Consider the following 12787-nt stretch of genomic DNA (forward strand, 5'->3'; position numbering starts at 1 on the left):
GGTGACCGTCACCCGGTACTTCCACCCGGCGATCATGGGCGTCGTGGTCAGCCTCCCCTGGGTGTCGTTGGAGCTCATGTCCGCGGCGGTGACCACCAGGTCTGGAGCATAGTCGTCCGGCTGCAGCGGTTCGACCTTGAAGTGGGTGGTTTCGGCCGCATCGTCCGCCAGCATCCGGCTGAAGGACACCAGCACGGTGGTATTGCCGGCGGCGGATGCACCCGTCACATACAGCGCCGGCTCCTCCGGGGACGTGCCGTTGAACGTGGCCGTGTTATGCAGCGGATCCACGACGTTCGTGCCGGTGGCGTCGGTGACTTTACTCACCCGAACCGTATACTCGATGTCTTCCTGATCTTGGGTTGTTGTCAGGATGACTGCCGTCCGCCGTGAGTCATCGTCCCATTCGGCTTGGGATATATCGAGGTCGGGGTCGGCTATCGAGTAATTCTCTTCTGGTGACAGGGCGCTGACGCCCAGGGCGCTGTCAAACGTCACTAGGACCTTGTTTGGGTTCAGGGACACCGCACTGACCACGCACGGCAGGCCGGCGTAGTGGAAGATGGCCGCATTGTCGTCGGTCGCGGGGGGCACAACCCCAGCGTCGTTGGGCGGCGATAGGGCGCTCGGGTCGGTAATCACTTTGAGCCGTTCGCGGTCCCTGACGTTGCCGATAACTCTGACCCGGTAGGTCCATCCGGTATTCATCGGCAGCGTAGTGAGCTTGATCTGGGTGTTGTAGCGGACTATCTCCGCGGCGCTGACCACGAGCTCGGGCGCATAGGGGTTGGGATCGATCGGGGTGATGACGAAGTGAGTCACATCGGCCGCATCGTCCGCCAGCGGTTTGTTAAACGAGACGAGAACGGTGGTGGCACTCGTTGCCGCAGCGCCCGTAACATACAGCGGCTCGTTGGCATCGATGCCATGGAAGGTCACCCTGTTCCGAGTCGGATCGATCAGCTTGGTCCCGTTGGCCGTGGTGACGTTCGTGATCCGGATCGTGTAGTCAATGCTCTCCTGGGGGGATGTCTTTAGTATAACAGCCGACAATTTCGCAGGGTTATAGAGTTCGATGGTAGGGTCGATGGTCAGATCAGGATTGCTGATTTCGTAATACGTTGAAACAAGGACGTTGTTGTCCATGGACCCGCCGTAGGTCACCAGCACATGGTCATTGTTCAATGCGATGGCGCTGGACACAAATGGCTCGATGGTCGTAGAGCCGGCGAAGAGCACCGTGTTGCCCGGGGGGGCCTGTTGTCGGATGATTTTGGCCGCGAGGTCGGCGCGCTGGACGGTGAGCTGATACTGCCCCTCCTGCTGTTTGTCGGTCACCAACAGAACGCGCGTGGCGTCGTCTCCGAGACGGCGTACTTCCGTGACGGCCAGGGGGCTGCCGTTAGCTCCGGTAATTGCATACAGTGACGGATCTTCTGCCTCGGTCCCCACCGCTTGGTCGAAGACCACTTCGACGTAATGCTGGCTCAAGGCCTGGGCGGCGATGGGCACGGCGGTCAGACGGCCCGAGGTGCCGTCGAACGGCAACGGGATCGACTGCCCGCTGTTCTCGTCGCCCGGCTGCCCGGGCGGCGAGCATGCAAGTACCAGGGCCATCAGAGCAGCCCCGCCCAGACATGCAATTGCACCGACGCTTCTCACGCTTCTCGTCATCATGGCAGTCCTCTTCCCTTGGCCCCGACGTCGCGGAGGCGATGTGAGAGCAAATGACGCATCGCGCCGGCGCTAACCGCAACCACCGCATGGAAGGCCCGCGCGATTGAATCCAGACACCCCACTTCGCTATCCCGAAACCCTCAGAATCCGCCGCCGAGGAGCTACTCGCGCAGGTTCCGAGATAGGATCTGACCTGTCCGGGCTAAGGTGGGCAAAGAGATGCGCGACCAGACTACACTTCGCGTACTGCTTCGTCCGGTAGCTCGGGTTGTAAACCATGTTACTCTTAACTCAGATTTCCGAACCTGTCAAGCGATTTCTGCGTGTTTCAGGAAATTCTCGAGCAGTTCAAGATAATCTGGTGTGCTCCCGGGAGGCTTGCGGAGTCGCGAATAGGCAGCGGTCAGCGGGTGGATTCAGCGAGCACCTCAGCGGCTCTGAGCATTTCGCGCTCGTTCCGCAGCCTGCACTTCTTCAGGGGCCGGCTTCAACTCCTCCACCCACCGCTGCACCTCGGTGAGGTAGTAAAAGGATTTACCTCATTGAGCAGAGGCCAGGCAGATTCTGATCAGACCAACGGGCAGGCTGGATCCAGTCCATTGACGAAGCCCTGAAACGGCCCCTCCGCTCACGGGTCGTCGTGCCGCGATTCGTTGCACAAGATCCCCATGATGACCGACGGACGATTCCAGAGCCGGGCCGTCCAGCCGGCACTGTCGGTGAGCACCTTCCCATGCCGGCTTTCATACTCCTGGGGTGTGAGCTTGTGGTCGGTGCAGTTGTACGGCACGGGGAGTCTGGCGGCTACTTCTTCTTCGGCGGCGGAGGAAGATCGGGACCGGAATCGTCCAGGTCGATTTCCGTGGTCTCGTCGGAGTTGGTCATGGCCTCGAGGGCACTGATCGCGTCGTTCTCCTCATCGTCCAGATCGATGTCGATCTCATCATCATCGGCCGGGCGGGGCTTCTTCATCGTGATCTTCTGTTCGTCCACGGACGGTCCGCGGGCCTCCAGGCGAGTCTTGACGGGCCGAATCTCCGAAGGCTGACCGTCGATCTGGATGGTGAACACCACGGGCCCGACCACGATGTGATCTCCAGGAGAGAGCTTGTGCTCGACGACCCGCTGGTTGTTGATGTAGGTGCCGTTGGCGCTGCCCAGATCGCGAATGCTCACCATCTTGTCGCCGACCATGAGTAATGCGTGTTTGCGGGAGATCTCCTTGAGGGGAATTCGTAGGTCGCAGTCCTCACGGCGGCCGATGACTGTCTGGCCCAAGGCGATGGGAAAGTCCTTGACCACCCCGTTGTCCTTCAGCATGACCAGAGAAACCTTCATGCCTGCAAAGTCTAATCGCTTTGTCCAGGTCACGCAAGCTTCCCGGGGCCCATAGCCCGACCGGGGATTGGCCTGCAGGCCGGACTTGGCCGGGGCCTCCCTCGCTCGGTCCGGCCGCTCGGTCATCCGCCGACATTTCTGGCTGGCAGATGCGCCAGGGGCTGGCACGTCAGGGAGCAGGCCGAGGGTTTGTTGTGGACTCCCGGGCGTGGAAACGTGTTGGCGCGGCACAAACCGGTGCGGACTGACGACGGTCCCGCTGAGCTCGGGGTCTCTCGCCCAGCCGGCTTGACAACTGCCGGGCCGGGCGTAAACTAAAGGGCTCTGTGGCTCGTGATGGGCCACGGCTTCGGAGCGGCGGCTGGTCCGCGTCGCGTCTGATGACAACCTGGGGCCGTAGCTCAATTGGTTAGAGCATCGGATTGTCGATCCGAAGGTTGCGGGTTCGATCCCCGTCGGCCTCGATGACGTGTAAAGAACGCGGAATAAAGGACTTATGATTTGAGGCCGGGTGACAGGACGGCACCTCAACCGCAGGTTTGGGGCGGTCATAGACCGCACAACGAGCTGAACCGCCAGAGAAGAACCCGTCATGCCACGCCCTCAGGGGACCCCCTCCCGCCGCCGCAGCAGCCGGGCACTCGTTACTCTCCTGGATACCAACACACCAAGGAATGACGCGACTACGCGCTAGGAGCATGGGACTCGCCCACATTCAGGGAATCTCTCGGCGATCCGCTCCTCATCGATCAGGCCCGGCTCGATCACTTTCCGCTGAACCAGCTTGAGAATGTGGGGATGGGTCAGAGCAGTCCCGCGAGCTTCAGAAGAATAATCGGAAACAGCCAGTATGAAGTCGAAATCATGCGACATCTCCTTTCGTTCCAGTGGCTTCGCTTGGTCGCCCATTGCGGCCTCTGCCAAATCAACCGCAAACTGGGAACCGCGCTCACGGCCGCCCACCTCCAATCGGCGTCCAACAAAGCGTGGATCGAGGCACCCGCACGAGCGCCTCGATCCACCCTTAACGCGCGTCCGCTCCTACTGCTCGGACGCACCGCCGTCCTCCGTGCTGCAGGTGGATATCTCGCAGGCCACACAGGGGTCCATGTAGCACATCATGTCATCGAACGTTTCCTTCGCCGCGCAGGGCGGGGCGAGGTTCGCGCAGCCGCCGCAGATAGCTTTATCCGGCTCGGTGTAGGTGCAGCGCAGCTCGCAGGCCGGGCAGACATAGATGCAGCCGCCGCACTGCCGGCAGACCTCCGACTTGGCGTCGAACGGGGTGCCCAGGCTCCGTTTCGCGCCCCGGCCGCGAAAACCGATGGCTTTGGCCATCATCTGCTCCTCGCACATCCGCACGCACCGCCCGCAGAGGATGCAGTCCTCGTGCTCCTGCCGGAACCGCTGCTGACGGATCTCGTGGACCGAAGCCAGGTCCTGGATGGTCTTGGACTGCGGGCACGAGGCCAGCAGCAATTCCAGCACCGTCCGCCGCGCTCGCAGCACCCGCGAGGAAGCCGTCCGCACCTTGAGCCCCTGCTCAGCCGGGTAGGTACACGAGGTGACCAACCGGGCCCTCGGGCCCTCGCCGATCTCCACCACGCATAGGCGGCAGGCACCGCAGGGGGTCAGTCCTTCCATATGACAAAGCGTCGGGATTGGGAAGCCGAGGAACTGCGCGGTTTCCAAAATCGTGGAGCCCTCCTCAACCGATACATCCAGTCCGTTGATGGTCAGCGTGATCATGCCGATGGGCACCTCGACCAGACCGGTGTTCTTGATCTTGCCGACCAGGCTGAAGATCTTCGTGCCGGAGTTGTTCTTTGTGCCGACCTTCGCGAACTCCGTGGCACCCTGGCGGATGACGACGGGGATGTTGGCCCAGGTTTCGACGTTATTGATGGCCGTGGGCTTGCCGTCGATGCCCTTCTGGATCGGATAGGGCGGGCGCTGGCGCGGCTCGCCCATCTTGCCCTCGATCGAGCGGATCAGGGCTGTTTCTTCGCCGCAGACGAACCATCACTCCCCGGTTTCGTGAGCCTCCATCTTGCCCTTCTGCCAACTCAGGATGGAATTGCACACCTCCTTGACCGTGAGGCCCTCAGGCGATAGCTTAGAGATCTGCCGTTGGTGTCCAGCGTGCAGGTCCGCTGCCAGAGCAAGATACCGCTTGAGGGCGGCTTCGGGATCAGCCCAGACGCCGAAGAAGTGGACTTTGCCTCGGGTCTTCTTGCACCACTGCCGGTTTGGATGGGCTGTGAGCGAGAAGCTTGGGTGTGGTTGGGTTGGCTTCGCCTTGTTGGAAATGCCCATGAGATCTGGCCTCCTCGAAGACGTCTCTGCTGCGAGTGAGCCAGAACACGCGACAGGCAGGTTGTCGTCAGGGTTGTTCTTGGCAGACGTGTTAGGACCGGTATTCTCTGTAACAGTGTGTTGAGAAACAACTTGGAGAGGTGGCTGAGTGGCTGAAGGCACCGGTTTGCTAAACCGGCGTACGGGCGTATACCTGTACCGCGGGTTCGAATCCCGCCCTCTCCGATCATATCCGAAGGAGGTTTTCATAACCTCCTGAAGGGCCAGTAGTTGTGGCCCCACAATCCTGTAGAGATCCTCGTCTTGTGGAAGCTTTTGTGGAACTTTGTGGAGCGAGGATTCTCTGATGGCAATTGGTGTGGCCTGCGCAAGCAATGGTTGCCGTGAAGCGTCATCCCAAAGTGTGAATCTCAAGCGGGGCAAGTCCGCCCCGCGTCAGCGGAGGGTCGGCCGGGTGACCCTCTACCCTCGGGGCAGCGTCTGGTACATGTACTACTACGAGTCCGGCCGGCGGATTCGCCGACGGATCGGTTGCAGTCTGGACGAGGCCCGGCTGCTGGCCGCCCAGGTCAACGCTCAACTGGAGACCGGGGCCCCGGCCATGCTGTCGTTCGAGCCGTTGTCGGTGGAGGAGCTTCGGCGGCGGTGGCTGGACAACCACGAACACATCATGCGGTCGTCGGTGGCCACGATCTCCCGCTACCGGTCGGCCACCCAGCACCTGCTGACCTTCGTCGCCCGCCACCTGTCGATCTCCTCGGCCGACCGCTTGGCCCTGACCCACGCCGAAGCGTTCACGCGATACCTTCGCCAGATCCGGGTCGCTCCCAATGGCCATCCCAAGGCGGCCAAGGTGGCCCTTCGCGACAAGGGCATCCTGTTCATCCTCGAAACCTGCCGGGCCCTGTTCAACTACGCCCTCAAGCACAAGCACCTGCCCCCGTACCATGAGAACCCGTTTGGCCAGCTTCGGCTGGATCGCCTGCCAATCGAAAACGCCAAGCCGATTGAGCCGTTCGACGAGGAGCAGGAACGGTTGTTCTTCGCCAAGTGCGACGCCTGGCAACTGCCGATCTTCCTGACCCTGGCACTGACCGGACTGCGACCGGGGGAGCTGACCCACCTGCTTGTACCCGAGGATGTCGATCTGGCGGAACGCGTCATCTTCGTTCGAAACAAGGTCGAGCTGGGGTGGAAGACCAAGACCCGGAACCAGCGGACCGTCCCGCTCAGCGAGGAACTATGCACGGTGCTCAAGCAGGTCATGGGTGACCGCCGCACCGGCCCGGTGTTCTTGCGAAGGCGGTTCGTCACCGGCAAGGACACACCGCTCCTGCATGAACTCGGCTGCAAACAACTGGCGATGGAATTGGAGCGTCGCCGGCAGAGCGAGATGAGCGGTCAGGAGGAGAACTGGTCGCGCCGCGATGACGATCGGCTGGCCCGGCGGCTCTGGCGGGACGCGGGGGCGATCAAGACGGATCGGCTCCGCATGGAGTTCATCAAGGTCACCGGCAGAATGGGCATGCCCGAAGCCACCTGCCCGAAGGTCTTGCGGCATCTGTTCGCGACCTGTCTCCAGGACGCCAACGTGGACCCGTTGATCCGGCAGGAGCTGATGGGGCATGCGGCCAACGGCCGGAAGGCGGACCGGAATGGCGGTTTGGGTATGACCGCGGTGTACACGCACACACGCGATGCCACGCGCCGAGCCCAGTTACAGACGGCGATGGAGCTGCGGAAACCGGCGATCGAGGCCGCACAAGGGTGGCTGAACGACGCAGGCCGCAGGGACTGAACCATCGCTGCCGCTGATCGGTGCCGTGCCACGATGCCTCATGCGGCGTGCTGCGCTATTCCCATCGCCGGCTCCATCTCGTCCAGGCGTCGAGTCAGAGCCTCCACGATGGGCTTCAGCGGCCCCTGCAGAAGCCGATCGTACTCGCTCACGATGTGGTCGAACGAGACCTGGGTGTAATGGACCAGGGCCTCCTTGGGCAACCTGTGACCCATGAGGTACTTGCGTGTGTAGGTCGAGAACCGAAGCGCGCGGGTCGAGGATCGCCGCGTGCCCAGTCTCAGAGCGCCTCACGAAAAGACGTGGCTTGAACGCCTTTGCCGGTTTCCGACAGGGTGTTCACGGGAGAAACCACCATGTGTGCATCGGAAAACACAGTTGAACATCCGAAGAGGTATGTCCTCGTCGGACGGGTCAGCACCAAGGAGCAGCTGGGGGCGCCGATTGACGACCAGCTGGAGCACTTGCGCGCCTACGTGAAGGAGCATAGGGGCGTTGTCGTCGACGAGATTCGCGAGGAGGGAATTTCCGCGTCACGGGCGAACAGCAGGCGGCTGTGGAACGAGCTGGTCGAACGTCAGAAAGCCCGCCGCGATGTTGACGTGATTCTCTTCTTCGACTCGTCTCGGGTGAGTCGGGCGGGGGTGGACGAGGTCTCACGCATCAACCGAACGGTCAACGTGGCGGGCATGTCCATCCAGGAGTTGAACAATCCTATCGGTCGTAACCGGTTGTCCGGTCGATGGTTACGAACTCGGCAGGGGCCGCGGGGGGAAAGGGCGGGGAAAACCAACGTCCGGGAGAATCCCTTCGCCCGCGTTTCGCCGGTCCATTGGGTCCGAATCATTTGCGGACAGTGCCGTGCTCGATCCGGGACGATAACCAGAACTCCGCTTGGCTTGGATCAGCGGCAGACCGCTTCCACCCGCCGAGTGGCTCGGAATGACTCCCTGAAGGCCCGCGAAGTCCATCCCAAGCCCCAGCGGCGCGAATCCGCCCAGCACCACAGCTTATCCCCTGATAACTCCGATCGTGCTCGATTCTTCATTGTCCTACAGAGGTGCAGGCGGCGGGTACTGGACCCGCCGCGAGAAAAAACGGGTCTACGGGCCCGAAGGAGAACGTCACATGAGAACCAATCCCAACGTCATGAAGGTCGGCCGTCCTGCCCCCGTCGGCAGGCAAGTTCTGGTCCTGCTCCAGGTCTTGCTCCAGCCGTTCGTCGACGAGTCCCTCGAGCCGATCTACCGGCACCTTGAGCGGTGTAGCGAGGAGCAGTTCCGGCTGATCACTTCGAGTGCACGCCTCACCGAACTCGTCGTGGATCTGGCCCTCGAACTGAGGCGGGAGCTGCTGGGTTTGTTCCGCGGTGACGGCTTCCAGCTCGAGGCGGCGTGGTTCGAGCGGGAGTGGACCAACGTGCAGCGCCGACGGCACAAACATCGCATGAAACAGGTCATGAAGTTCCGACGCCGCCACCGGCGGTTCAAACGGCCGGTCGACCCCGAGCGACAGGAGTACAACCGCCAGTGGTACGAACGCCGCGGGAAGTTCCGGAAGCGTCACCCGCTGAGGGGGAGTCTGAGCGCGCAAAAACAATTCTGCCCGCACTGCGGCGCTTTGCTTCTTCGGTCTGCGGGCTGACGGTTCCCACACGCCATGGGCGGTGTGGTTCCTTTGTAGTCCATATCGATGCCGCAGTCCCGGCCGCGGACGGCCGGGGCGGCATCGAGTTATACCCTAGGAGGTGTCCAATGAGCGATCAACATCTGACGGTGTCCGAGTTGAGGGCGAGGTTCAACTATCGCGCCGCGATAGAGAAGATGGGCTTCCAACTGCCCGAGCCCGACGCCCACGGCCAGATGTGGATCAAATGCCCGATCCACACGTGGAAGCAGAAGGCCAAGCGGGGCCAGGTGATCGATGAGCGCCGCTGCTCGTTCGACCCACGAAGCGGCATGCTGTGGTGTCGCGCCTGTGGGTATCGGGCAGGCCTTCAGAAGTTCATGGTCGACTACCTGGGTATCTCGGGTATCCAGGCTTTCGAACTGCTGTGCAAGTACAGCGGCCTCGATTGGACCTACTGACTCGCGGTATCGTCCGGTACCGTCATCGAGCGACGTCACCCATCGGTGGTGACATGGATGGCTGCCGCGCGCGGCCAGGAGGCCAAGGCTACGTCTCGGACGGGCCCCGCATCGCGAACCGTTCACCACGCTCGGATGAACGGCGTCGACCGGCAGTAGGACGGTGCAGGGGACTCCGCGGCGCGAACTTGCCGTCAGGGTGTCCCTTCGCTGCGAGGCGATGGACCTCCTCGAGGGCCGCGCGCCGACCGGCGGGCAACGATGCCGACGCCCGATAGATGTCGCGGCCGCATCGCTGGGCGTGCTCTTCAGCTGTGATTCACGGCGAGCATCAGCAGCGTGTCCAACTGAGGAGCAGTGAAGGTCACGGTGTCGCCATCGCGGTGCAGTCGGAGCGGCTGGCCCGAGGGCAACGGACGCACCGAGCTCACGCGTTGCGGCAGGCGCAGACGGACGGTCATACCCTCCAATGGGATATTTGGAAGTGCGTGTTGGAAGCTAAGCAGGGTGAGCAGGTGCCGCCGCCGGTCTGGTTGGTAAAACAGGCTGACCTCCACGGAGGGATGGGCCTGCACCTCGAAAACGGGCGAGTCATTCAGGAGTCGCAGGAGCCGGATGAAGCTCTCCTGAAGCGTCTCGATTTCTTCCAGCAGGGAAGCGCTGTATACGGTCTTGCCATCGCCGTATCGATTGAGGACGACTTCCGGTTGCTCTGTTGCGTTCCAAGGCGGATTGCTGTGGATGCTCGAGAACCCGCGCGCGTCCGGTGCGGGCCAGGGAAGCGTCCTGGTGGCCAGCACGGTTGCTTCCGCGTGGGCCCGCACGTCCATGGTCGAGCCGCGTACATAGGCCGGGTACTTCGTGTCCCAACCGGGAAACGAATCCTGGCCCAGCACGGTGGGTGCCAGGTAGTGCTCGCGTTCTGTCCAATCGGCCCTGACCAGGGAGACGCCCAAGAGGTCGGCCAGCATGAAGTCGTCCTGACGCTGACCGTTCATCCGCACGAGCGAGCTCGCACCGCTGGCGTAAAGAGTGCCGCCAGCTTGCACCCAGCCGCGGATGGCGGTGACTTCCTCGTCCTCCATGTGATGCAGATTCGAGAGGATCAGCGTCTTGAGCCGCGAAAGCTGACCGAGGGATTTCCGGGTTATGACGCGCCACGGCAGATGATAGGCGATCAGTGACCGCGCCGCCTGCATTGTGCTACGCGTGTGGGTATCGGAGCCGCTGTCCACCTCCAGCACGGACCGACCGTTGCTTCGCATGTCGAAACGCGACTCCAGGCTATAGAAGAGGCCAATGTCAGCCACGCGCTCGCCACCGAGGTCGGCGTACTGCGGCGTCAGGCGGTCAAAGATGCGCCCCATTCGCTCGTGTGCATGCGGATTGACCGTGCCGATGGGATCGATCGCATCAATGCAGATGAACGCCGCCGCATCGGCGATCGCAGCGCCGGCCTTGGTTTCCAGCAGCGCCTCGGACTTGCGGGCGGTATGATCCTGGAGGCTGACCGAGAAGCTAGTTTCATAACCGAAAGGCCGATTGGGCGTCAGATCCTCGAGCAGCTTGCGCACGAACGAGCCTTGCAGGGCGTCGCCATAGAAATCGCCCTGGAGAAAATCGTTCTGGGCGACAAGCGGCCACCCTGCGCCGTTGTTCCAGCTGCCGGGATAGGTGGACGCCTGATGTTCGACCGTGGCGTGAGGTCGGGCTGCCTTCACCGTGCTGGTGCAGATCGCCGCGAACTCACCCAGCCATTGCTCGCGTTTCCGTTGGAATTGGACCCACCGCTCGTCCGTCCAGTCCACAGTGCGCGGCATCTCGCCGCCGACCTCCTTGTGCCAGCGTTCCCGGCAGTGCGGGCAGTAGCAGACGCAGGTCCAAAAAGTCATATCAAAGCGCACCCCCTCGGAGTCGTAACGCTCAGCCAGTTCGCGGGCCCAGGCCCGGACATATTCGCGGTAGGGCGAGTTTGGACAGACGAACCCGTGCCGGCTGCCCTGGCCAAACTCACCGTTATTGGGATGGATGATTCGCCAGTCCGGGTGCTGATCAGACGCCCAGCGATCGTGAATCACGCTGACGTACAGCACACAGGCGATGTCGCTACGATGGCAGCGTTCCATCAATTCGGCGACGAGATCGCGCCCGTGCAGGCCGCGATGCTGCTGGCCGACTTGGGTCGGATAATTGAAGAGCCCCGTGTGAGACTGAGCATAGAGGACGATGGACTGCGCCCGGGACGTTCGGAGGCGGGCCACGTAGGAATCCGGATCGAACTCCGAAAGGAACTTCGGGTCCCAATCCGGGATGTGCATGTCAATCACCGCGCGCCGCCAAGCGTTCTCGAACCAGCGTGGCCTTGGCCTGGTTGATGGAGTTCCAGGGCCGGATGCAGCCGTTGCAGACTGAACGAACGGTTTGCCGACGAGCACAGCTCCCACCGCAGCGCCGGTCGTGGCCAGGAAGAAACGCCGATCCAGATTCGATTCCGAGGTGAGTTTCATTGAGACTCCATCGTTGAAGGAGAGAACTGCAAGGAGTTGGGTGAATGCCCCCCGGAGAACCGGAGCGCATGTCGGTGCAACTCCTCCGGACCTCCGCGTAACAGCCAGAAAGCGCCGCGGACGGTTGCGCTTGCGCCGGGCTCGATGCGGCCGAGCAGGGGGAAAAGGTGGAAACAGGCGCGATCATCCCCTGTATTTCCCGAGGCCCAGGCGGCCCGTTCGAACCACAACCCGGTGGTCCACCGGCCTTCGCGGCTGGTTAGAGCGATCAGTGGTTCGTCGAATGTGTGGGTCGAGTTGATCCACCAAGCCCAACGAATGGGTGCTTCGCCTTCAGGCATCAACGCCAGATGCACTTGCCTTCGATCATGTTCGGTGGCGTCCAGGCGGAACAGTCGGTGATCCGACCAGAGGAAGAGCCGCGTCAGCAGCTCGGTATAGTCTTTGTATGTGGTGTCGGGTGGTCTTCGCAGCCGCCCTCCCATTCGTATTGGCGCCAGTCATCGTTGTCCGGATACACGACGGGGCTTGGGTGGCGAGCGAAGTGGACGCCGTCCTCGCTCGACGCCATGCCGATGCGGCATGTCCGGCCCCACTTGAGGGCGGGATTCGCATCGTCCGCACGGTAGAAGAGATAGACCTTCCCGTCTCGCACCACGGCTGCCGGGTTGTAGACGTTCTGCTGCTCCCAACGGACTTGCTTGCCAAGAACGGGGCACCGGAACACGGAGTCCCCCGTCGGGCGAAGAACCGGCTCCTTCCGTTTCGCAAAGGGCCCCATGTCCCAGCGTCGGCCGTTTGAAAGCCCGCTGTCCGTCGGAGCTGCAGACGTGGCCGGTCTTGTACCCGGCTCGTCTGCGACGACCACCCGCGTGGGTGAAGTTGCCGTCAGTCCGGACGCGAGCGCAAGACCGAGGCTCAATCGTGCGAGAGTTACCCCCAACGTTGCATAATCCGCCCGCCTCAAGCGGCGTGTTGGGCGGTCTTCATCGCCTGCAGCAGGCCGAGGAGCCTTTGCCGGGCCCAGGTATTGGCGTTGCAGGTGAGGGTGAAGACGCCTTGGG

The 12787-nt window shown here is 62.4% G+C and carries 11 protein-coding genes and 2 tRNA genes; 5 read left to right on the top strand and 8 right to left on the bottom strand.

Annotated elements, in window-relative coordinates:
- The 3 genes from KA354_24095 to KA354_24105 form a co-directional block, all read right to left on the bottom strand.
- On the bottom strand, positions 1-1677 hold a 1677-nt coding region (locus tag KA354_24095), incomplete at its 3' end, for a hypothetical protein (GenBank protein MBP7937734.1).
- Positions 1678-2305: 628 nt separating this feature from the next.
- On the bottom strand, positions 2306-2467 hold the full coding sequence (locus KA354_24100; protein ID MBP7937735.1) for a hypothetical protein: 162 nt from the start codon (positions 2465-2467) through the stop codon (positions 2306-2308).
- 14 nt (positions 2468-2481) lie between these two features.
- Positions 2482-2997, bottom strand: coding sequence for an FHA domain-containing protein (locus KA354_24105; protein ID MBP7937736.1), 516 nt, complete (start codon positions 2995-2997; stop codon positions 2482-2484).
- A gap of 408 nt (positions 2998-3405) precedes the next feature.
- On the opposite strand from KA354_24105, the gene KA354_24110 reads away from it, so the two are divergent.
- A tRNA-Asp gene (locus KA354_24110) sits at positions 3406-3479 on the top strand.
- Between the two features lie 577 nt (positions 3480-4056).
- Here the strand turns inward: KA354_24110 and KA354_24115 are convergent.
- Positions 4057-5010 carry a (2Fe-2S)-binding protein gene (locus KA354_24115; protein ID MBP7937737.1) on the bottom strand — a complete coding sequence of 318 codons (954 nt, stop codon included), beginning with the start codon at positions 5008-5010 and terminating at the stop codon, positions 4057-4059.
- Between the two features lie 27 nt (positions 5011-5037).
- Positions 5038-5331, bottom strand: coding sequence for a hypothetical protein (locus KA354_24120; protein ID MBP7937738.1), 294 nt, complete (start codon positions 5329-5331; stop codon positions 5038-5040).
- Between the two features lie 134 nt (positions 5332-5465).
- On the opposite strand from KA354_24120, the gene KA354_24125 reads away from it, so the two are divergent.
- A tRNA-Ser gene (locus KA354_24125) sits at positions 5466-5556 on the top strand.
- Positions 5557-5677: 121 nt separating this feature from the next.
- Positions 5678-7129: a tyrosine-type recombinase/integrase gene (locus tag KA354_24130; protein MBP7937739.1), complete on the top strand. Its 1452-nt coding sequence runs from the start codon at positions 5678-5680 to the stop codon at positions 7127-7129.
- Positions 7130-7167: 38 nt separating this feature from the next.
- On the opposite strand, the gene KA354_24135 is transcribed toward KA354_24130, so the two are convergent.
- Entirely contained in the window at positions 7168-7344 is a 177-nt protein-coding gene (locus KA354_24135) for a hypothetical protein (GenBank protein MBP7937740.1), read from the bottom strand.
- Positions 7345-7485: 141 nt separating this feature from the next.
- On the opposite strand from KA354_24135, the gene KA354_24140 reads away from it, so the two are divergent.
- Positions 7486-8388, top strand: coding sequence for a recombinase family protein (locus KA354_24140; GenBank protein ID MBP7937741.1), 903 nt, complete (start codon positions 7486-7488; stop codon positions 8386-8388).
- Positions 8389-8883: 495 nt separating this feature from the next.
- Positions 8884-9216 carry a hypothetical protein gene (locus KA354_24145; GenBank protein ID MBP7937742.1) on the top strand — a complete coding sequence of 111 codons (333 nt, stop codon included), beginning with the start codon at positions 8884-8886 and terminating at the stop codon, positions 9214-9216.
- Positions 9217-9524: 308 nt separating this feature from the next.
- Here KA354_24145 and KA354_24150 read toward each other — a convergent pair whose 3' ends face one another.
- Both KA354_24150 and KA354_24155 read right to left on the bottom strand, forming a co-directional pair.
- Entirely contained in the window at positions 9525-11723 is a 2199-nt protein-coding gene (locus KA354_24150) for an alpha-L-fucosidase (protein ID MBP7937743.1), read from the bottom strand.
- A gap of 424 nt (positions 11724-12147) precedes the next feature.
- Positions 12148-12450, bottom strand: a complete 303-nt coding sequence (locus tag KA354_24155) for a hypothetical protein (GenBank protein MBP7937744.1) — start codon at positions 12448-12450, stop codon at positions 12148-12150.
- Between the last annotated feature and the right edge of the window lie 337 nt (positions 12451-12787).

The organism is Phycisphaerae bacterium, from assembly GCA_018003015.1.
GTDB lineage: Bacteria > Planctomycetota > Phycisphaerae > UBA1845 > PWPN01 > JAGNEZ01.